This window comes from Rhodospirillales bacterium, from assembly GCA_016712595.1.
Taxonomy (GTDB): domain Bacteria; phylum Pseudomonadota; class Alphaproteobacteria; order Rhodospirillales; family Defluviicoccaceae; genus Defluviicoccus.
The window spans coordinates 2015146-2036214 of sequence record JADJQT010000001.1; the positions used below are offsets into that span (position 1 = coordinate 2015146).

Genomic DNA, 21069 nt, shown 5'->3' on the forward strand with positions numbered 1-21069 from the left:
GGGCGCCCTCCATCCTTTTTGAAGAAAACCGCCTGAACTGCTTTTGGTCAGCGGTCGATATTCTTAGCGGCGTGGCGGTCCGCCCACCGCTTTTTTCTCAGTGCTTGAGGATCTGGCTGAGGAACTTCTGCGTCCGGTCGCTCTTCGGATTGATAAAGAACTCGTTCGGTGGGGCCTTCTCGATGATCTGCCCACCGTCCATGAAGACGACGGTATCGGCGACGGTCTTGGCGAAGCCCATTTCGTGGGTCACGCAGATCATTGTCATTCCCGCGTGCGCCAGTTCGACCATCACGTCGAGAACTTCCTTGATCATCTCGGGATCAAGCGCCGAGGTCGGCTCGTCGAACAACATGATCTCGGGCTTGAGGGACAGCGCGCGGGCGATCGCCACCCGCTGCTGCTGACCGCCGGAGAGCTGCCCCGGATACTTGCCGGCCTGCTCAGGAATATGCACGCGCTCCAGGTATTCCATTGCCGTAGCAATTGCCTGTTTTTTCGGCACGCGCTTGACCCAGGTCGGAGCCAGAATGAGGTTGTCGAGCACGGTCAGGTGCGGGAAAAGGTTGAACTGCTGGAACACCATGCCGACGTCGCGGCGGATGCGCTCGACGGTGCGCACGTCGCGGGTAAGCTCCACGCCGTTGACGATGATCTTTCCCTTCTGGTGCTCCTCGAGGGCATTGACGCAACGGATCATCGTCGACTTTCCCGATCCGGACGGGCCGCAGACGACGATGCGCTCGCCGCGGCGGATGTCGAGCGAGACATCGCGCAGAACATGGAACGCGCCATACCATTTGTTGACGCGCTCAAGACGGATGGCGACGTCGGGCGATTGAGTTGTCGTCGGTTGCGGTTGCGCGGGCACGGCGGTGTCCTCTCCCTTAGGTGCGTCGATGTCCTGTATCCATCAGCCGTTCGAGGAACTGGCTGTAGCGCGACATAAAGAAGCAGAAGGACCAATAGATCATCGCAACGAAAACGTAGCTCTCGACGAAGAACGGCCGCCATTGCGGTTCGGCGACCGCCGTCTTCGCCGTCGTCAAAAGGTCGAACAACCCGATGATGATGACCAAGGAGGTGTCCTTGAACATGCTGATGAACTGGTTGACCAGCGGGGGGATCGAGACCTTCAGCGCCTGCGGCAGAATGATCAGCCCCATCTTCTGCCAGTAGCCGAGACCAATGGCGTCAGCCGCCTCGTACTGGCCGCGCGGCACCGCCTGCAGGCCGCCGCGCACGGCCTCGGCCAGATAGGCGGCGGTGAACAGAATGATGCCGACCTGGGCACGCAGCAGCTTGTTGATGGTCACGCCCTCGGGCAGGAACAGCGGGAACATGACCGAGGCCATGAACAGCACGCTGACCAGCGGTACGCCGCGGACGAATTCGATGAAGCCGACGCACACCGAGCGGATCGCCGGCAGGTCGGAACGGCGGCCAAGCGCGAGCAGGATGGCGAGCGGAAACGAACAGACCATGCCGACGACGGAGAGGATCAAGGTCAGTGGCAGACCGCCCCATTGCCCGGTATCGACGAAGGTCATGCCGAGAACGCCGCCCCACATCAGCAGGGCACACGCTGCAAAGACGACGATCCACATCCCGGCGAGCCACGGCTTCCAGAAGCGCGGGCAGCAGGTGGTGACGAGGGCGGCGATGAACATGCAGACGGCCAGCAGCGGGCGCCACTGCTCGTCCCACGGATAGAGGCCGAAGAGGATGAAGCGGTGCTTCTGCTCGACAAATGCCCAGCAGGCGCCCCCCGCCTGCCGGCAGAGGGTGGGATCGTCACCGTGCCAGACGGCCGAGAACAGCGCCCAGTCGAGCATGGGCGGAATCGCTTGCCAGAGGAGCCAGAGGCCGAACAGGGTCAGCAGCGTGTTCGGCACGCTGGAGAACAGGTTGGCCTTGATCCACTCGAACGCGGCGAGGTGCGGGCCTTTCGGGCGGACCGCCGGTGACGGAACGTGGGGCTCGAACGGCTCTTCCTCGTGGGCGAAGATCTCGTCCGGGGTCTCTTCGAAGCGGGGGCGATCGGTCATCGTGCGCCTTTCAGCGCAATGCGCCGGTTGTACCAGTTCATGAACGTCGAGATCGACAGACTGACAGTCAGATAGACCGCCATGATCACGGCAATCCCCTCGACCGCCTGGCCAGTCTGGTTGATCGCGGTGTTGGCGGTGCTGACCAGGTCGGGAAAGCCGATGGCGACGGCGAGCGAGGAGTTCTTCGTCAGGTTGAGGTACTGGCTGGTCAGCGGCGGAATGATCACCCGGATCGCCTGCGGCAGGACGATTAGCCGCAGCACCTGCCCACGCGACAGGCCCAGCGCCAGGCCGGCCTCGGTCTGGCCATGGGCGACGGCGAGGATGCCGCCGCGGACGATCTCGGCGATGAAGGTGCCGGTGTAGAGAACCAAGCCAACGAGCAAAGCGGTGAATTCCGGGGTCACCGATAGGCCACCGCTGAAGTTGAAGCCGCGCAGTTCCGGAACGTCCATAGCGAGCGGCGCTCCGCCGAAGAGCCAGGCGAGGAGGGGAAGGCCGACGATCAGCCCGGCGGCGACGCGCCCGGTCGGAAACAACTGGCCGGTGCGCTCCCGGCGCCGGCGAGCCCAGCGGGCCACCCCCCAGGCGACAGCGATGCCGGCGAGCAGGGCGACACCCATCGCGGCGTGGGTCGGCCCCCACACCGGCTCGGGAAAGCGCAGGCCCCGCCCGCTGAGGAACACGCCGGGAAGGGGATTGAGCGCCTGACGGGGACTCGGCAGGGCTTCGGTGATCAGCGAGTACCAGAAGAACAGCTGAAGCAGCACCGGTACGTTGCGAAGTCCCTCGACGTAAGCGGCGGCAAAACGGGCGACCAACCAGTTGCGCGACAACCGGGCGACGCCGACGACGGTCCCGATCAGCGAGGCGAGAATGATGCCGAGGACCGAGACCTTCAGCGTGTTGAGCAGACCGACGATCAGAACATGGAAATAGCTGTCAGCGGGGTTGTAGGGGATAACGCTCTCGCTGACGGCGAAGCCCGCCTCGCGCGAAAGGAAGCCGAAGCCAGTGGCGATATTGCGGCTGCTGAGATTGTCCAGTGTATTCGAGACAAGGAACGCGACCAGCAGCGCAACCCCGGCAAGTACGACGACCTGATAGAGGACGGCGCGGATTCGCCGGTCGTTCCACCAAGGAACGGATGTAACGGTCGTCGCCCGCTGGTCGGATACTGCCATCATTCTCGGCCCTTGCTGGAGGAGGGGAGCACCGCCCCGATGGATCGCCCGATAAGGGACGACCTTCGGGGCGGCACGCTTTCATCAGCGCATCGGCGGCGCGTACATCAGCCCGCCGTTGGTCCATAACGCGTTTAGCCCGCGCGAAAGTTGCAATTTCGAGCCCATACCGAGATTGCGCTCGTAGGATTCACCGTAATTCCCGACCATCTTAATGATATTGTACGCCCACTTGTTGTCGAGCCCCATGCCCTTGCCAAGATCGCCGGTCACGCCCAGGATACGTTGAACGTTCGGGTCCGGGCTCTTGAGCGCCGCATCGACGTTGGCCGAGGTCAGCCCACGTTCTTCCGCCTCGACCATGGCGAACAGCGACCATTTCACGACGTCGAACCACTGATCGTCGCCCTGGCGGACGGACGGTCCCAGCGGCTCCTTCGAGATCAGTTCAGGCAGGATGACATAATCGGCGGGGTTGGGCGTATCGTTGGCGCGAATGGCCGCGAGTTGCGATGCGTCGGAGGTAATCGCGTCGCACCGTCCGGCGAGGAAGGCGCCGGTGACCTCCTCGTACTTCTCGATGGTGACCGGCTTGAGCTCCATCTTGTTGGCGCGGAAGAAGTCGGCGAGATTGAGTTCGGTGGTGGTGCCGGTCTGCACGCAGACGGTGGCGCCGGACAGCTCCTTAGCGCTGGAGACGCCGAGCTTCTTCGCCACCATGAAGCCTTGGCCGTCGTAGTAGTTAACGCCGGTGAAGTTCAAGCCGTTGGCGGTATCCCGGGTCAGCGTCCATGTCGTATTGCGCGAGAGCATGTCGATCTCGCCCGACTGCAGGGCGGTCAGCCGTGCCTGCGCGCTGAGCGGGACGTACTTGACCTTCTTGTCGTCGCCAAGAACAGCGGCCGCCACGGCGCGGCACATATCGATGTCGATGCCGCGCCAAGCGCCCTTTTCGTCCGGGTAGCCGAATCCGTAAAGGCTGGTGTGGACACCGCAGATCAATTCGCCACGCGCCTTGACGGCGTCAAGTGTCGTTCCGGCGAGCGCGGCGGACGTGGAGCCGAAGCTGATTGATGCGGCGACCAGCGAAGCAGTGGCGAGACCCGTCATACTGATTGTTCGTTTCATCATACCTCCCATGAAGTCCGGAACTTGGCGGAGCACGCTTATGCGCGCGCGCGAGATCGGTGAATGTTAACGAGTTGGTTTCCAATCATGCATTATTTTCGTGCGGCGCATTAGGACTAAAAGAGGCATTTCGCAACCGATAAGACGCAAGGATAGTGCCAGAATCCGCTCTGGTCGCAAGTTTTGCGCTCGATTTCTGCCGAGCTTCGCCGCCGTCGGCACGGATCCACAGGTCGGCGCTTTAAGGGCGGCGAGGAAGGCGGCGTTCCGACGAACCATCGCGGCGGGACGCTTCGCGCCGCCGAGCAGTGATTTGCGATCAGTCCGGCTCGCTGAGGTCGAAGCCGGCAACGGCGAGGATATCGCACAGCAGGACAACCGTGCGGCTGATCGGCTTGCGCCGTTCTGCGCCGACATCGCTGCTGCCGCGGGTAACGCGGCTTATCGCCTCGACGAGGTCCAGCTCGTTGGCCTCGGTCCGGATGATTTCGGCAATCGCGTGATCGTCGAGGCGACTTTTGCCAACGATGGAGACGACGCGATCACGAGTCAGCTTCGGCACCATGACCTCCCTTTTCCGGCCGCAGTGCCACGCTCGCCAGACGCGCCGGCACCGCAGCTCCCGTCATCGCGGCGCACGCCGCGGATGCATGTCTTTGCTATGCTCGTCGCAACCGGCCTGATGCCAGTATTGTCCTTAACTCCCGATCGGCCTCGCGCAACGTTGTCCGGCAAGGCGGCAGCACAAAATTTCGCAACAATGATATAACAGCAGTGGAGCTTATTTACCAACGGATCGCCGGGCGAGATTGCCGCTGCGCTACGGGGCTGCGGAAAGCGTGCGCGGAGCCAATCCTGTCAATGCCTAAATTTTCTGCGCAGCCCGACGAAAACGACTGGTTTCAAGGGCGCGGTGGTTGTTCACTATTGGGGATCGTTGGGAGCGGTGAAGGAAACATGCGATGTCGAAAGAGTACATCCCCGCTGCGGTCTATCCGCTCTTGGTGGGACAATGGATCACGAGGGCGATGGCGTGTTCGGTGATCTGGTGCGTATCCGTGCTCGATCCGCGGCCGGATCTCGCGGTTCCAGCGCGTGTGAAACGCCGGCGCGTGCGAGACGAATGACGTTTCCGTTCTTGTGGTAGGGTTTGGCCGCACTGCCGAGGGTGGCGCGCGCCTGCGCGACCGAGGGGCACCCGTGTCGTCGTCCGGCGATGCTGCGAAGACCGCAGCGAGTCAGCGGCGTCTGCTGATTTTTTGTGCACGCACTGCCCGCCCGTGACGGTCTGTCATTTGACGGACGTTGCGTGCGTCGCATTGCTCTTCTCGCAACGTTTCGGTCCGGTGGTTGCGCGGCGTCGGCGCGCTCAGCGTCCCTCGATCGCCTCGCGCAGTGATTCGAGCGCCAGCCACTCCTCCTCGGCGGCGGAGAGTTCCATTTCCGCTTCGGCGATTTCCTTCGTCTTGCGCTCGAAAGCCGCCCGGTCTCGGTTGTAGAGGTTTGGGTCGGCAAGCGCCGCGCGCAGGGCGTTCAGCGCTGCATGCAAGGCATCGATCCGCTCGGGGAGCATTTCCAGCGCGCGCTTTTCCTTGAAGCTCAGTTTGCGCCGCGGCGGCTCGCTCGGCCGTCGGCTGGCTGCCGCCCTGGCCTTAACAGGCGGTGGCGGGGGCGCCACGACCTTGGCCTCGATACCGCGGCCACGTTGTGCCAGCATGTCCGTGTAGCCACCGGCGTACTCCTGCCAGCGCCCTCCGCCTTCCCAGACGATCACCGAGGTCGCGACGCGATCAAGAAAATCCCGGTCATGGCTGACCAGCAGCACCGTGCCGGCATAGTCGGCCAGCAGTTCCTGGAGGAGATCGAGCGTTTCGAGGTCGAGATCGTTGGTCGGCTCGTCGAGGACGAGAAGGTTGGAAGGTGTCGCCAACGCCTTGGCCAGCATTAGCCGGCCCCGCTCCCCGCCCGACAGGGCGCTCACGGGCGTGCGCGCCTGGATCGGCGAAAAGAGAAAGTCCTTCATGTAACTGTGCACGTGCCGCGGCTGTCCACCAACGAATATGGTATCGCCGTGACCGCCGGTCAGCGTCTCGATGAGGGATGCCCGGGCATCGAGACTGGCGCGGCGCTGATCGAGGCTGACCATGACCAGCCCGGTGCCGAGGGTGACGGTTCCGGCGTCGGCGCTGAGCGTGCGTGTCAGCAGGCCGAGGAGGGTTGTCTTGCCGGCGCCGTTCGGGCCGATGATGCCGACGCGCTCGCCGCGCAGGAGCCGAGCCGAGAAATCACGCACGACGGGGGTGTCCTCGCCGTATGCCTTGGTGATGGCATCGGCGACGATCACGAGGTTGCCGGACGTGTCGCTCTGCGCGCTCGCCATCTTCACCTGTCCAACGGCTGTCACCCGCTCGCGCTTGCGCTGGCGCAACGTCGCCAGTTCGGCGACCCGGCGGACGTTACGCTTGCGCCGGGCGGTCACGCCGTAGCGCATCCAGTCCTCCTCGCGGGCGATCTGCCGACCCAGCTTGTGCGCCTCTTGCTCCTCCTGCTCGAGCACCTGATCGCGCCAAGTCTCGAAATCGCCAAAGCCGCGCTCCAGGCGCCGCGCCGCGCCGCGATCGAGCCAGACCATCGCGCGCGACAGCGTCGAAAGGAACCGCCGGTCATGGCTGATCAGCACCAATGCCGAGCGCAGGCCGGTGAGCTCCGTTTCCAGCCAGGCGATCGCCGGCAGGTCGAGATGGTTGGTCGGCTCGTCGAGTAGCAAAATGTCGGGCGAGGGCGCGAGCGTTCGGGCGAGGGCACTGCGCCGCGCCTCGCCGCCGGACAGATGGGCCGGGTCCTCGTCACCGCTCAGGCCGAGCTGTTCGAGCAGCCAGTGGGCGCGAAAGGGATCGTCTCCTGGCCCGAGACCGGCCTCGACGTAGGCGCGCGTCGAGCCAAAGCCGCTCAGGTCCGGCTCCTGGGGCAGATAGCGCACCGTCGTTCCCGGTTGCAGGAAGCGGGTGCCGCGATCGGCCTCGAGCAGGCCAGCCGCGATCTTCAGCAGGCTCGACTTGCCCGAGCCGTTGCGCCCGATGAGCGCCAGCCGCTCGCCGGGTCCGACTGCGAGGTCGGCTCCCTGCAGCAGCGGCGTACCGCCGAAACCGAGGCCGATGTCCTGGAGGAGGAGGAGAGGGGGAGGGGCCATTGAATAACGTGTCGCGATCCGCCAGGGGTCCGGGAAGGGCGCAGCCAAGCCCGAAGCGCCCGTGCCCGTCAAGGGGAGAGGACAATCGTATCAGCGTTCCGAGCGCCCAGGTGTCTTCGGGTGTCGTCCTTCAGCCCTGAGCCCCGGCTCCGTGTTTGCCCGCCGCGTCCACCCGCCGTGTCTGCCCACAGCGGAGTGGGCGTCAGTCGCCTTGCGGGGGCGGCGGCGGTTGCGATCCTTGTGTGTGCCGCTCGATACCACCCAGAACGACAAGCACAAACAGCGCCAGCAGCGTCGCCGCACCGACCAAGCGAAACTGTCCGAGGCCCGCCGCCACGCCGATACCTCCGGACAGCCAGACGGCGGCTCCGGTCGTGGCAAAGCGAATCGTTCGTGATCGATGCAAGAACGCGCCTGCGGCAAGCACGCCCATGCCCGAGGTAACGCCCTGAATCATCCGCCCGATATCGCCTGAAGCGTTGTATCCACGCCCCTCTGCCGCCGCGATGGTCTCGAGTCCCGCGATGATGAACAAGGCGGCACCGACGGAAACCAGCGAAACCGTGCGCAGGCCGATGGGCTTGCCGCGCAACTCCCGATCGATACCGAGCACGGCTCCGCAGCCGGCGGCGACGCCAAGGCGAAGCAGCAGATCTTGCCAATCCATGCCGATCGAACGATCCTTTCGCGAGCGTCGCGTGCATTGCCCGCCGCGCCGCCGCGTGGCGGATTAGGCGTTGATGCGCGCGACCGTATCGAGCGGTGCACGTGATCGTACCGTGATTGCACCGGGCGTCCAACCGCCTCACCGGGTGGGGCGGACGCGATGCGTGGCGCAGGCGCAATCGATCGACGATGAGCAAGGAACGAGACGATGTCAGATGCAGCGCGGAAGCTTCGGGTCCTGCTCGCCACCGGGCGCCTTTGCGTCGTTCCCTGCTGTTTCGACGCGCTGTCGGCGCGGCTGGTCGAGCAGGCCGGTTTCGCCGTGACGTTCATGAGCGGGTTTTCGGTTGCTGCGGCACGGCTGGGAATGCCGGACACCGGTCTGATTTCCTTCGGTGAGGTGCTCGATCAGGGACGCAGTATTTGCCAAGCCGTAACCATCCCGGTGATCGGTGACGGCGATACCGGCTACGGCAACGCGCTCAACGTCAAGCGCACGGTCCGCGAGTTCGCCCGCGCCGGATTCGCCGCGGTGATGATCGAAGATCAACGCGCGCCGAAGCGCTGCGGGCACACACGCGGCAAGTCCGTCGTCGGTCGCGACGAGGCGATCTTGCGCATCCGGGCCGCCTGCGATGCCCGCGATGATGCGCGCGCCGCGGGCGGCGATATCCTCGTGCTCGCCCGCACGGACGCGGCGGCGATCCATGGCCTGGGCGAGGCGATCGTCCGCGCGCGGGCGTTTACCGCCGAGGGTGCGGACATTCTCTTCGTCGAGGCACCCGGCAGCGAAGCCGACATGGCGACCATCTGCAGGGAGGCGCCCGGCCGTCATCTCGCCAACGTCATCGACGGCGGCCTGTCGCCGGTGCTGCCGCCGGCGCGGCTCGCGGAGTTGGGCTTCGCGCTCGCGGCTTATCCGTTAGCGCTGCTGTCCGCCTCGATCGTCGCCATGCGCACGGCGCTCGCGGGGCTGGAGTGCGGCAAAGGTTTGCCCGCGGTGCCGCTTGGCTTCGATGAACTGCGCCGGCTCCTGGGTTTCGATGCGTATGACGAGGACGCCGCCCGCTACGCTGTGCGCTAGCGCGATACTTACGGCAGAAAACGTCCGGTTTCTTCTGCTTCCGATCTGATCTTGCTGCACTGCAAGAGAGAAAATCTCATCAGTTCCTGACAATTCTGACTAGCGAGCCATACTACAAACGTCTAAAGAACCGACTTGCCCTGGATAACGGGGCGCAACATGAAGCCTCGCCGCCCGAAGGGCGCGACAACAAACTTGGGAGGGGACTAACCATGAGGCGATACTATTGCCTCCGAGCCCTGCTGACTGCGGCGGTGTTCGCCGGTGGTCTGGCTGGGGGAGGGCGGCAGAGTCCATCGCATTTGACCGATTAACCGTTACAACCGGACCGACATCGCAGGTCGGTGCGCTTTACCGTGCGCTCCGCCCCGAAGGGCTCGGCTGGTAACAGGCAAACCTAACCATAACATATCGCGCCTTCCCGCGATGCGGAACCCATGGGGGGTTCATCACCGCGCTTGCGCACGAAGGGACAAACGACAATGAGCAACGGAAAGACCGCAACGATGGTAACACCTGCCGCACCAGCGATGGCCGCAGCTCCAATGCCGGCCAAGTTCGCAATTGCCGATACCAATGGCAATCCAGCACCGCTCGGGCTTCTCAGCTTCGCGCTGACGACGATTCTTCTCAGTGCACACAATGCCGGATTCTACCCGCTCGACGCGATGATCCTGGCAATGGCAGTATTTTATGGCGGCTCGTCGCAGATCATCGCCGGCATCTTCGAGTGGAAAAAGAACAACACCTTCGCCACGACAGCGTTCATTTCCTACGGCTTTTTCTGGTTGTCGCTGGCCGGCATCATCGTTTTCCCCAAGCTTGGCCTTGCCAACGGTCCGAGTGAGGTCGCCATGGGCAGCTATCTTGGCATGTGGGGCCTGATGTCGTTCGTCATGTTCCTTGCCACCTTCCGGCTGAACAAGGCCCTGCAGGTGACTTTCTTCCTTTTGGTCATCACCTTCGGCTTGCTGTCGATGGGTGATTTCCTCGGCAATCCGATGATGAAACAGACCGCCGGATTCATCGGTATAGCGCTCGGCTTCTCGGCGATGTATACCGGTCTTGCTCAGGTTCTCAACGAGCTCTATGGACGCGTCGTGTGGCCGCTTGGCCCCGTGATCAAGAGCTAGCCGGCGGGCGAGAACAATCGGGATTAGAAGTAGCGCGCAAGACGCTACAGTTTGACGCTAGCGGGTGGGCACCTTCGGGTTGCCCGCCTTTTTTTTGCCGACATGCCCGCCATGTTTTTACCGACAGGAGAAAAGCGGGCAGGCTAGCGTGACGAGGGAAAGGACGACGGACGCAAGAGAAGGGATTGACCGATGGCTCAGGTAAAAGGATTTGCCGCCGTTCAGGCCGGAGGGCCACTGGACGCATTTGAATACGAGTTGGGTCCGCTGGGGCGGGAGCACGTCGATATCGCCGTGCGCTACTGCGGTATGTGCCACAGCGATCTCAGCATGCTCGATAACGAGTGGGGAATCAGCCAGTACCCGCTGGTGCCGGGGCATGAGGTTGTCGGCACCGTCAGCGCGGTCGGTGAGGGGGTGGGCTCGCTCACGGTCGGGCAGACCGTCGGCCTCGGCTGGTATGCGCAATCTTGCATGGTTTGCCCGCAGTGCATGTCAGGCGATCACAACCTCTGCGCCACGGGCGAGGCGACGATCGTTGGCCGGCACGGCGGCTTCGCCACCCACGTGCGCGCTCACGCGTCCTGGGTCCTGCCGCTTCCCGGAGGGCTCGATCCGGCGACAAGCGGCCCACTGTTCTGCGGCGGTATTACGGTGTTCAACCCGATCATCCGCAACGATATCCGCGGGATCGATCGAGTGGGTGTTGTCGGCATCGGTGGCCTCGGCCACCTCGCGTTGCGCTTCCTCGACGCCTGGGGCTGTGAGGTTTGGGCCCTTTCATCCAGCGCTGACAAGGAGGCGGAAGCGCGTAGTCTCGGCGCCGATCATTTTCTCAATACCCGCAAGGAAAAGGCGCTCGCCGGCATTGCCGGCAGTTTCGACATGATCCTCGTGACCGCGAACGCTGCTCTCGACTGGGACGGGCTGGTCGCCGCGCTCGCGCCGCGCGGCAAACTGCACATCGTTGGTGTCACGCCGCCGATAACCGCCGCGGTCTTTCCGTTGATCGGCGGCGAAAAGTCGATCGGCGGCTCACCGGTCGGCAGCCCGACCACCACGGCCGCAATGCTGGGTTTCGCTGCCCGGCACGGCATCGCCCCGATCACCGAGGCCTTCCCGCTCTCGAAGGTCAACGACGCCCTCGACCGGCTGCGCTCCGGCAAGGCGCGTTATCGCATCGTTCTGGAAAACGATCTCGGTTGAGAGAACGATGACAACGCCAACGGGCAGGAGCGGCACCTTTCGCGGCCACCGCTCCACCCTTGGCGTGTTCGACGAAGGTCAGTCGCCGTAAACGATGGTGGTGTACTTGCCGTAGATGCCGAGAATATTTTCGACCTTGCGGTCGACGTAGGCGACGCGCTTGATTCCGCCTTGTGCCTTCGCTGCCTCGATGCTGCAGTCGCCCTGGGCGACAAGCGCGAGGATGGACGTGCACATCGCCTCGCCCTTTTTCATCGAACCAACGTCAGCGCTTCCCGTTTCGGGAAGGGTGGCGTTGTAGTAGGCCATGCCCATTGGATAGGGTCCGGCGCACCCGGCAACCGCGAAGGCCCCACAGACGACTGCCGCTGACAGCAGCCGCTTCGGATGATGGAAACTCATGTACCCTCCATTGTTTCGCGAATGAGACCGTCTTTTACACGGGTATGGTGTACCATGATCTCATCGGCTGTTGCAAACTTCAGGCAGGTATCGTGAGCAATTCCTTATGCTTGCGCCGTGCTTTCGATGTCTTCTGGCGCGGTTTGTCCCAGCATCGATGGTAATGGCGGGTGCCTGGCGCGTCGCGTTTGACTCAGTCGAGGGACCTGCGCGCGGATAGCGCCGTTGTCAGGGTCGCGTCGTCGAGATAGTGCAGTTCGCCGCCAAGCGGGACGCCATGGGCGATGCCGGTAAGGGCAACGTCGCAGTCCTTCAAGCGATCGAGCAGGACGTGCGCGGTGGTCTGTCCGTCGACGGTGAACGAAAGCGCGACGATGACTTCGCGGACCTCGGGGGCCCGGGCGCGGGCGACGAGCAGCGAAATGGCGAGGTCCTCCGGACCGATTCCGTCGATCGCCGACAAGGTCCCGCCCAGGACGTGGTAGCGGCCGCGGAAACTGCCGGCGCGTTCCAGCGCCCAAAGGTCGGCGACGTCCTCGACAACGCATAGCACCCCCGGATCGCGGCGCGCGTCGGTGCAGATCCCGCAGGGATCGTGCACGTCGAGGTTGCCGCATCGGGAACACGACGATACGGCAGCGGCTGCCGCGCTCAAGGCGCGGGCGAGAGGCTCGAGCACGGTTTCGCGGCGCTTGAGCATGAACAGCGCGGCGCGCCGGGCGGATCGCGGACCCAGCCCCGGCAGCTTCGCCAGGCAACGGATCATCTGGTCGATTTCGGACATCGGCGCCGTGCCAGCCTTGCCTGCAAGGCTCAATCGCAAGGAGCGTCAGGCAAGCAATGATGAAGCAATCAGATTGGCAGCGACATGCCCGGTGGCAGCTTCAAGCCGCCGGTGACCTCCGACATCTTCTCGGCGACGTACGCTTCCAGCTTCACCTTGGCGTCGTTACACGCGGCGACAATCAGGTCTTCCAGGACTTCCACATCCTCAGGATCGACGAGGGAGGGATCGATCTTGAGCTTGCGGACATCACCCTTGCCGGAAAGTGTCACTTGCACCATGCCACCGCCAGAAGCGCCGGTCAGTTCGGCGGTGGCAAGCTGTGCTTGCATTTCGCCCATTTTTTCCTGCAGCTTCTGCGCCTGCTTCATCATCTGGCCGAGGTTCTTCATCGCTCTTGGGTCTCCGCGTCGTCACCGCCGGCCACCGCCGACGACCGCATCTCTAAAGCACTGGTATCAAGCCCGTCCATCACATTGGCAGCTTGCTCGCGGGAAGTCATCCGTCTCGCCGTTCTTCCGCTGCCGGGTCCTGGCCATGTCTTTGTTCGGCCGGCGTCCACGACGCGAACGGCCGGGCGCTCAGGTTGGCGTTCAGATAGCGAGGCTCGTCGGTGACCTCGATGCCTGTCCAGGCGGGAAGGGTGAATTGCTGCTGGGCGTGTTCGAGTTCGATCTCGGCGACGACGAGGCCGGCGTTGGCGCCTTCAAAGACATCAACGATCCATTCCGCTCCGTCCGACGCGGGCAGCGTATAGCGCGTCTTTTCGATCAGCGGGCGGGCGCAAAGGCGCTCGAGAAGTTCGTCCGCGTCGTCGGGTGGGATGGCGTATTCGTATTCGTCACGGATACTGCCGCTCTTGCCTCCCTTGACGGTCAGGAAGGCGCGCGGTCCGGCGAGACGCACGCGCACCGCGCACTCCGGCGAACTGCAGATGTAGCCCTGGCGGATACGCTGCGCGCTGGCGCCGCCACGCCATGAATCGTCCACAACGAGAAACTTTCGTTCAATTTCCTTTGCCATCCGCCGCTCTCCCCAAGCTTGCTGTTCCGTGCCGCATCCCTACTCGTCGCTCTCGCCCGAGCCGTCATCGGCATTGGCTGACGGCGGCGGTTCTGCTTCCCGGATTCGCTCGAGGACCGCACCGGGGAAAGCGTCCAGGCAGGCGCGGACGAGGGGGTGCTCCGCGGCTTCGCCAAGGCGTTTGGCGACAAGCGCGTCCTGCTGCTGGCGGAGCGTGGGCTCCCCCGCCGCGCGTGAGAGGCTGACCAGCCAGCGCACTCCCGTAGCGGCGAGTAGGAAGCGACTCAGCGACTGCGGTAGGTCCGCCGGCGCCTGCTCGGCGAGGCGTAGCTCGATGCGGCCGGGCTCAAAGGCGACGAGGTGCACGCCGGTGATGAGGTGCGCGTGTAAAATTCCTTCGCTGTGGGCGCGGGCGAGGTCGATGACATCGGCGAAGCTTGTCGGCGCGGGCATCGCGGACAACACGTCGGCCGGCGGGCTCGACGGGACGGCCAGCGATGGGGCCGCGGCCAGCGACAGTGCCGTCGGCCGGCCACCCGGACGGGCGCCCGGTCCGGGTGGGATGTCGCCACCCGCCGGCAATGCAGCTGGAACGGATCCACGGTCGGCCATGGACGTTCTGCCCTGCCCGATGGGACGATCGGCACCGATCTTTGCGTCGCTGCCGGCGGAAATTTCGCTGCCGCTGCCGGGGGAGGGCGGCCTGTCGCCAGGGCCGACCTTACCGGTCAGCGCATCGAGCGCCTCAGCGGGCGTCGGCAGTTCGGCGGCGTAGGCGATCCGGATCAACAGCATCTCCGCTGCGTGCAGCGGCATTGGTGCCAGACGGATCTCGCTCAGGCCCTTGAGCAGCATCTGCCAGGTGCGGGTAACCTCGGCCATCGACAGCCGCCCCGCCATGTCGGTGCCGCGCACCCGGTCGACCTCGGGGACGTCCGGCGCCAGCGCGCTTTGCGGTGCGAGCTTGATGCGAGTCACCCAGTGTGTCAGCTCCAGCAGGTCCTCGATTACCATCAGCGGATCGGCGCCCGCCCGGTACTGCTCGACCAGTTGATCCAGCGCCGTCCCCGCGTCTCCGCGCATCAGCGAATCGAAGATATCAAAGCATAACGTGCGATCGACGAGTCCCAACATGTCGCGAACGGTCTGTTCGTCCACCGTCCCGCCGGCGTGTGCGATCGCCTGATCGAGCAGCGACAGCGAATCGCGCACGCTTCCGTCCGCCGCCCGGGCCAGCAATTGCAACGCCGCCGGTTCGACGGCAACCTGTTCGCTGTTGGCGACGTGTTCGAGATGGCCGATCAGGTCGGCCGCCTCGACACGACGCAGATCGAAACGCTGGCAACGGGACAGTACGGTAACGGGGACCTTGCGGATCTCCGTGGTGGCGAAAACAAACTTCACGTGCTCGGGGGGCTCTTCGAGGGTTTTTAAAAGGGCGTTGAACGCTTTCTCCGAAAGCATGTGCACTTCGTCGATGATGTAGACCTTGAACCGCGCTATTGCCGGGCGATAGGGCACGCCGTCGAGCAACTCGCGCATGTTCTCGACGCCGGTGCGGCTGGCGGCGTCCATCTCGATAACGTCGAGGTGCCTGTCCTCGGCGATGGCGACGCAATGCTCGCACACGCCGCACGGGCTGATGGTCATCGATCCGGAGCCGTCGGGGCCGATGCAGTTAAGCGCGCGGGCGATGATCCGTGCTGTTGTCGTCTTGCCGACACCCCGCACGCCCGCCAGCATGTAGGCATGGGCGATTCGTCCGACCTGAAACGCATTGGTCAGGGTACGAACCAGGGCCTGCTGGCCGATCAACGCACCAAAGGTCGCCGGTCGGTACCTGCGGGCGAGTACGCGAAACCGCGGATCGGCGACGACGGGAGCGGACGGCATTGACGGACCAGCCATCGGGCGCGGGCGTTCTCGAAGCGATGGGCACGGCGCAGCGGCGTGCGGAAGCGGGAGGCTGAAGCAACGACTCGAACCGAAACTCGTTACGGCTGCTTCCTTCCGGATCTGACCGGTTTGGCGAGAGATTCGCCCGCCGTCAGCCTCCCGGAGAGACTATATCAGCGTCGCCGCCCCCTTCCGCAAGCGGCTTCGCAAAAACCTCGCGTTGGCGTGATGGGGCGCACCTCTGAGCGATGGCATCGTGTTTAACCGCGCCATCGCATTTCGTTTGCAGTTCGATTGCTGGCGCGCGTTGCCGAAAGCCCGAGGGTGTGTCAGGGTTCGTAGCATGGATAGCACCATCGCCTACGCTGGCTGCACGATCGACCGGGCCACGCAGTTCCGCGTCGATGCGGACTGGCTGCAACGCTCGATGAGCGATCCGGCGGTGCGGGTCCTGCCGGTCTGGCGTGACCGCAACCTCGTCGCCGGCGGCACGCGGCCACGCCTGCTGGCGCTCGGTGAGGGCGCTGCGGTGGAGGCGTTGTCGTTGGCGCACGAGGCCGCGTTCCTCGGTCGTGGCGCCGACGGTGTAGCATGGTTCGCCTGCGATCTGTCGCACCACGCGCAAGACCGTCTGGCGCCGATTGCCGCCGGCGCCAGCTTCGAAGACCTCGGCCGCGTCGTCACCGTGCTCGATCGCAACGAGGGCGGTCTGCTTGCGTACGCCCGGGCGATCGCCTACTGGCACCGACGGCACCGGTTCTGCGGCGTCTGCGGTGCCGCGACTGCATCCCGGCAGGGTGGTCACATGCGCGAATGCCTGAACGAGGCGTGCGCCGCCCAGCACTTTCCGCGTACCGATCCCGTCGTCATCATGTTGGTCACCTGCGGCGATGCCTGCCTGCTGGCGCGCCAAAAGCGCTGGATCGCGGGCCTGATGTCGGCGCTCGCCGGTTTCGTCGAACCGGGCGAGACGGCGGAGGATGCGGTGCGCCGCGAAGTGCTGGAGGAAGTCGGGCTCAAGGTGTGCGCGGTTCGCTACCGCACATCGCAGCCGTGGCCATTTCCCTCCTCATTGATGCTGGGATTCCGCGCCGAGGTGGCGGGGGAAGGCATCATCGATGCGCCGCTCGTCCTCGATGAAGCCGAGCTTGAGGACGCACGCTGGTTTCGTCGCGACGAGGTGGCGGCGATGCGCGCGCATGGATTGCGACTGCCGTTCCGCGGGACGATCGCGCGGGCGCTGGTCGAGGAATGGCTGGCCGGAGACGTCGCCGGCAGCCGGTGAAGGAGAGGTCAGATGCTGGTGCCGCCGATCGTGCGAATCAGGCCGGGCCGTCCTGCCGACGCCGATCGCATCGCCGAGGTGTATGTCGAGTCGTGGCGTTCGGCTTATGCCGGAATGATTCCGAACGCGGTGCTCGTCCGCCTGTCGGCGGGGGCGCAGGCACGGGAATGGGCGCAACAGCTCTCACGGCGCAAGCTGGCCGATAGCATCCTCGTCGCTGATCTCACCGGGCATGGCGTCATCGGTTTTGGCAGCTGCGGTGCGGCGCGGGCGTCTCATTTGCCGCACGGGGGCGAGATCTATACTCTCTATGTGGCCCCCGGGCACCAGGATCGCGGCATCGGACGGGCGCTGCTGACGCGTATGTTCGATGTGCTGATCGATCGCGGACTGAACTCGGTGGTTGCCTGGGTGCTGGCGCAGAACCCGTCCCGATTTTTCTATGAGGCGATGGGCGGGCGGCGGATCGCCGAGAAACAGGAACGCTTGTGGAATACCATCCTGCCGCAGACCGCCTACGGTTGGGACGACCTGCGCCTATTGCGCGCCCACGACGACGCCGGCGACGCCTGAACACCGCGCCTCGGCTTCTGTGGCCGTCGCTGCGCTGGCGGCGGTTGTCCGCGTCCGCCAGCCGCTCACGGCGATAACCAGCGCCGCGAGGTTGGCGGCGATCAGCAGAGCGGCGATACCCTGCCAGCCGGCCACGTGCCAGGCCGCGCCCGGAGCCACCGCGCCGACGCTGCCGCCGACGTAATAAAACATCGTATAAACGCCGATCGCGGCCGACCGGGCATTGTTGGCGTTGGCAGCGACGAAGCTGGTGGCGGCCGACTGGCTGAGGAAGGTTCCCGCCGAGGCCACGGCAAGGCCGGCGACGATCGCCGGCAGCGAGGGAAGCAAGGTCAGCCCGACGCCGGCGATGAACAGCGCCGCCCCGGCCGACAGCGGCACCCGTTCGCCGAACCGGCGCAGCCGGTGCCCGGCGATGGGCGTTGTGACCATCCCCAGCAGATAGACGGCGGAAACCGAGGCCAGCAGCGCCGGGCGCAGGTCATAGGGCGGCGCCGCCAGCAGCAGCGTCGCGTAGGTGAACAGCGCCACCTGGGCGAACAGGATCAGAAATCCGACCCCACAGGCGGCGAGCATGCGCGGCCGGCGGAGATGTCCCAGCATGGCGAGCAGCGCCGCGCCCAGCCCATTGCTGGCGACGAACGAGCGCTCGCGCGGCAGCAGGTAGAACAGAGAGACGCCGATCCCGAGGTTGATCGCACCAAGGCCGACAAAGGCGAGGCGCCAGCCGGCAATATCGGTAAGCACGCCGGTGACGAACCGGCCGAGGAAGCCGCCGGCGACGGCGCCGGCCATGTAGAGCGCTGTGATCGCCCGTGCCTCGCCGGTTTCCCACTCCTCGCCGATGTAGGCGACGGTCACGCAGAAGACCAGTGGCATCAACAGGCCCTCGGCCGCCCGCCAGATCAGCATTTCGCCAAGGCTCGTCGATGTCGCCACCAGCATCGTCGGCAGCGCCATCATCAAGGCGCTCGCCGCGATCAGCCGCTGGCGGCCGAGTGCGTCGGCGAGGGCGCCGGCGAACGGGCCGACCAGTGCCACCGCGAGCGTGGTCACGGTGACGACCCATCCGGCGGCGTGGGCGGAGATACGGAACGTCTCGGCAAGCTGGGGCAGGATCGCCTGCGGAGCATAAAGATCGAAAAAGGCCGCGGCGCCAGCGATCATGACGCCGAGGCTGCGGCGGTCCGCACTCATAGGCAACCTCCCGGCTCGGATGTAAGCAAACAGGTGGCACGCCGGAGTGCTTGCGTCCAATATATCAATGACGCGTTTTTGATATCGGTTTCGTCTTAGTCATGCTGGAACTGCGCCCGCTTCGCTATTTCCTCGCTGTCGCCGATGAGCTGCACTTCGGCCGCGCCGCCGAGCGCCTGGGCATGGCACAGCCGCCGCTTTCGCAACAGATCCGCAAGCTCGAACGCACGCTCGGGGTGGCGCTGTTCGTGCGCAGCAAGCGGCGGGTCGAGCTCAGCGAAGCGGGGCGGGTTCTGCGCGAGGAGGCAGGGCGACTGCTCATCCAGGCGGAGCGGGCGGTGCTGGCGGCGCAGCGGGCGGGGCGGGGGGAGGCGGGAAACCTGCGCGTCGGCTACACCAGCACCTGTGCGTTTTCGCCGGTCGTCCTCGACGTCTTGCGCCGTTATCAGGCGGCCCACGAGGGCGTCGTCCTCGGCCTTGCTGAGATGCACACCTCCGATCAACTGAGCGCGCTGCTCGACGGACGGATCGACGCCGCCTTCGTCCGCTCGCCGGTGAGCGATCAGGACGAGCGCTACGCGGCGCTGACGCTCTTGCACGAGCCCCTGGTGGCGGCGCTGCCGGCGAGCCACCCGCGTGCCGCCACGGCGGCGATCGAGCTCGCCGACCTGCGGGCCGAGCCGTTCATCCTGTTTCCGCGTGCCGCCGGCAGCGGGCTGTTCGACGGCATCATCGCCGCCTGCCGCAAGGCCGGCTTCGATCCCGACATCGTCCAGGAGGCGCCGCAGTTTACCTCGATCATCGGGCTGGTCTCCGCCGGCCTCGGCATCTCCCTCGTCCCCGAGGCGCTGCGCCAGCTTCGCCTTGACGCCGTCGTCTATCGCCCGCTGTCCGGCACGCCGGTGACCGCCCCCGTGGCCCTGGTCGTCCGCCGCCGGGTGCGCTCGCCCGCCGTTACCGCGTTTGTGCGCACCGCACGCGACGTCATCGCCCGCGCGCCGGTCAGGCGCTGATCAGCTATCGCCCGGCGCGCGGCGCTTTGGTCAGCTCTCTCCGCCGCCCTTGCCGCGCCCGCCCTTGTCGCGCGTCTCGCCGGCCAGCGCCGCGACCATGAAGTCATCGAGTTCGCCGTCGAGCACGCCTTGCGTGTTCGAGGTCTCGACGCCGGTGCGCAGGTCCTTGATCATCTGGTAGGGCTGTAGGACGTAGGAGCGGATCTGGTGGCCCCAACCGATGTCGCTCTTCTGGTCGTGCTCGGCCTTCACCGCCTCCTCGCGCTTGCGCAGCTCCATCTCGTAGATGCGCGCCTTGAGCATCTGCATCGCCATCGCCCGGTTGCGGTGCTGCGAGCGGTCGTTCTGGCACTGCACGACGATGCCGGTGGGCAGGTGGGTGATGCGCACCGCTGAATCGGTGCGATTGACGTGCTGGCCGCCGGCGCCGGATGCCCGGTAGGTATCGATGCGCAGGTCCTTATCGAGAATCTCGATGTCGATCGAATCGTCGATCACCGGATAGGCGCCGACCGAGGCAAAGCTGGTATGGCGCCGGGCACTGGAATCGAATGGCGAGATGCGCACCAGGCGATGCACCCCGGTCTCGGTCTTCATCCAGCCGTAGGCGTCGGTACCGTTGATGCGGATGGTCGCTGACTTGATGCCGGCTTCCTCGCCCGGGCTCTCCTCGATCCACTCGACCTTGAACCGCCGCCGCTCGGCCCAGCGGGCGTACATGCGCAGCAGCATCTCCGCCCAGTCCTGGGCCTCGGTGCCGCCGGCGCCGGCATGCACCTCGAGATAGCAGTCGTTGCCGTCGGCCTCGCCGGAGAGCAAGGTGCGCAGTTCGGCGTGTGCCGCCGCCTTCTGCAGGCGCGCCAGGGTCGCTTCGGCCTCGAGCACGGCGCTCTCGTCCTCTTCCGCTTCGCCGAGCGCGAGGAATTCGAGCGCGTCGAACAGCTCGCCGATGAGTTGATCGATCTCGGCCAGTCGCGTCTCGACCTTGGTGCGCTCGCGCATCAGCGCCTGCGCGCCGGCGGGATCGTCCCACAAGGCCGGGTTTTCCACCTGGGCGTTCAGTTCGGCGAGACGCGCGGTGCTAGCATCATAGTCAAAGATGCCTCCGCAGCCGCTCGATCGACTGACGGATGCCATCGATGACGATTTCGGTTTCCGCGCGCATGACCCTTTCTCCTTGCATGTCCGATCGGGGGCGCGAGGATGCAGCCGGAAACGGCGCCAGGGCAAGCGCCGCGCTCATTCCGTCCCACG

General features: G+C 65.3%; 20 protein-coding genes and 1 other RNA gene. 6 read left to right on the forward strand and 15 right to left on the reverse strand.

Annotation, left to right across the window (positions count from 1 at the left end; genetic code table 11):
* Positions 1–97: 97 nt before the first annotated feature.
* From IPK66_09120 to IPK66_09150, 7 genes are all read right to left on the reverse strand, one after another.
* Positions 98–871: an amino acid ABC transporter ATP-binding protein gene (locus IPK66_09120; protein ID MBK8175397.1), complete on the reverse strand. Its 774-nt coding sequence runs from the start codon at positions 869–871 to the stop codon at positions 98–100.
* A 16-nt stretch (positions 872–887) separates the two neighbouring features.
* Positions 888–2048 (reverse strand): amino acid ABC transporter permease, encoded by a 1161-nt coding sequence (locus tag IPK66_09125; GenBank protein ID MBK8175398.1) that lies wholly within the window; start codon positions 2046–2048, stop codon positions 888–890.
* Entirely contained in the window at positions 2045–3238 is a 1194-nt protein-coding gene (locus IPK66_09130) for an amino acid ABC transporter permease (GenBank protein MBK8175399.1), read from the reverse strand. The genes IPK66_09125 and IPK66_09130 overlap by 4 nt, the downstream gene beginning before the upstream one ends.
* Positions 3239–3319: 81 nt before the next feature.
* Positions 3320–4345, reverse strand: a complete 1026-nt coding sequence (locus IPK66_09135; protein ID MBK8175400.1) for an amino acid ABC transporter substrate-binding protein — start codon at positions 4343–4345, stop codon at positions 3320–3322.
* Positions 4346–4682: 337 nt separating this feature from the next.
* On the reverse strand, positions 4683–4925 hold the full coding sequence (locus IPK66_09140; protein ID MBK8175401.1) for a hypothetical protein: 243 nt from the start codon (positions 4923–4925) through the stop codon (positions 4683–4685).
* A gap of 807 nt (positions 4926–5732) precedes the next feature.
* Positions 5733–7553, reverse strand: a complete 1821-nt coding sequence (locus IPK66_09145) for an ABC-F family ATP-binding cassette domain-containing protein (protein MBK8175402.1) — start codon at positions 7551–7553, stop codon at positions 5733–5735.
* A gap of 202 nt (positions 7554–7755) precedes the next feature.
* On the reverse strand, positions 7756–8220 hold the full coding sequence (locus IPK66_09150) for an MgtC/SapB family protein (protein ID MBK8175403.1): 465 nt from the start codon (positions 8218–8220) through the stop codon (positions 7756–7758).
* Between the two features lie 207 nt (positions 8221–8427).
* On the opposite strand from IPK66_09150, the gene IPK66_09155 reads away from it, so the two are divergent.
* The 3 genes from IPK66_09155 (at position 8428) to IPK66_09165 (ending at position 11642) form a co-directional block, all read left to right on the forward strand.
* Positions 8428–9303 (forward strand): isocitrate lyase/PEP mutase family protein, encoded by an 876-nt coding sequence (locus tag IPK66_09155; GenBank protein MBK8175404.1) that lies wholly within the window; start codon positions 8428–8430, stop codon positions 9301–9303.
* 482 nt (positions 9304–9785) lie between these two features.
* Complete coding sequence (locus IPK66_09160; GenBank protein ID MBK8175405.1) at positions 9786–10436, forward strand: acetate uptake transporter; 651 nt, start codon at positions 9786–9788, stop codon at positions 10434–10436.
* A 192-nt stretch (positions 10437–10628) separates the two neighbouring features.
* Positions 10629–11642 carry an NAD(P)-dependent alcohol dehydrogenase gene (locus tag IPK66_09165; GenBank protein ID MBK8175406.1) on the forward strand — a complete coding sequence of 338 codons (1014 nt, stop codon included), beginning with the start codon at positions 10629–10631 and terminating at the stop codon, positions 11640–11642.
* Positions 11643–11720: 78 nt separating this feature from the next.
* Here the strand turns inward: IPK66_09165 and IPK66_09170 are convergent, their stop codons facing one another.
* The 6 genes from IPK66_09170 to ffs form a co-directional block, all read right to left on the reverse strand.
* A complete protein-coding gene (locus tag IPK66_09170) occupies positions 11721–11957 on the reverse strand; it encodes a hypothetical protein (GenBank protein MBK8175407.1) in 237 nt (78 codons plus the stop codon).
* Positions 11958–12237: 280 nt separating this feature from the next.
* Positions 12238–12828: a recombination protein RecR gene (recR, locus tag IPK66_09175; GenBank protein MBK8175408.1), complete on the reverse strand. Its 591-nt coding sequence runs from the start codon at positions 12826–12828 to the stop codon at positions 12238–12240.
* 68 nt (positions 12829–12896) lie between these two features.
* Positions 12897–13220 carry a YbaB/EbfC family nucleoid-associated protein gene (locus tag IPK66_09180; protein MBK8175409.1) on the reverse strand — a complete coding sequence of 108 codons (324 nt, stop codon included), beginning with the start codon at positions 13218–13220 and terminating at the stop codon, positions 12897–12899.
* Positions 13221–13326: 106 nt separating this feature from the next.
* Entirely contained in the window at positions 13327–13851 is a 525-nt protein-coding gene (locus IPK66_09185; protein MBK8175410.1) for a CYTH domain-containing protein, read from the reverse strand.
* A 39-nt stretch (positions 13852–13890) separates the two neighbouring features.
* The gene (locus IPK66_09190) at positions 13891–15759 is read right to left on the reverse strand and encodes a DNA polymerase III subunit gamma/tau (protein ID MBK8175411.1); all 1869 of its coding nucleotides are present in this window, start codon (positions 15757–15759) and stop codon (positions 13891–13893) included.
* A 50-nt stretch (positions 15760–15809) separates the two neighbouring features.
* Positions 15810–15907: signal recognition particle sRNA small type (gene ffs / locus IPK66_09195), an RNA gene on the reverse strand.
* Between the two features lie 183 nt (positions 15908–16090).
* Here ffs and nudC point away from each other — a divergent pair.
* Both nudC and IPK66_09205 read left to right on the forward strand, forming a co-directional pair.
* On the forward strand, positions 16091–17032 hold the full coding sequence (gene nudC, locus IPK66_09200) for an NAD(+) diphosphatase (protein ID MBK8175412.1): 942 nt from the start codon (positions 16091–16093) through the stop codon (positions 17030–17032).
* A gap of 12 nt (positions 17033–17044) precedes the next feature.
* Positions 17045–17605, forward strand: coding sequence for a GNAT family N-acetyltransferase (locus IPK66_09205; GenBank protein ID MBK8175413.1), 561 nt, complete (start codon positions 17045–17047; stop codon positions 17603–17605).
* Here the strand turns inward: IPK66_09205 and IPK66_09210 are convergent.
* On the reverse strand, positions 17570–18802 hold the full coding sequence (locus IPK66_09210) for an MFS transporter (GenBank protein ID MBK8175414.1): 1233 nt from the start codon (positions 18800–18802) through the stop codon (positions 17570–17572). The two genes, IPK66_09205 and IPK66_09210, sit on opposite strands and share 36 nt — an antisense overlap.
* A gap of 104 nt (positions 18803–18906) precedes the next feature.
* On the opposite strand from IPK66_09210, the gene IPK66_09215 reads away from it, so the two are divergent.
* Positions 18907–19815 carry a LysR family transcriptional regulator gene (locus IPK66_09215; protein MBK8175415.1) on the forward strand — a complete coding sequence of 303 codons (909 nt, stop codon included), beginning with the start codon at positions 18907–18909 and terminating at the stop codon, positions 19813–19815.
* Between the two features lie 30 nt (positions 19816–19845).
* Here the strand turns inward: IPK66_09215 and prfB are convergent.
* Positions 19846–20980, reverse strand: a protein-coding gene (gene prfB, locus IPK66_09220; protein ID MBK8175416.1) for a peptide chain release factor 2 whose coding sequence is annotated in 2 segments (ribosomal slippage) — positions 19846–20910 and positions 20912–20980 — 1134 coding nt in all. Because the reading frame shifts where the segments join, the coding sequence is not laid out codon by codon here.
* Positions 20981–21069 lie beyond the last annotated feature (89 nt).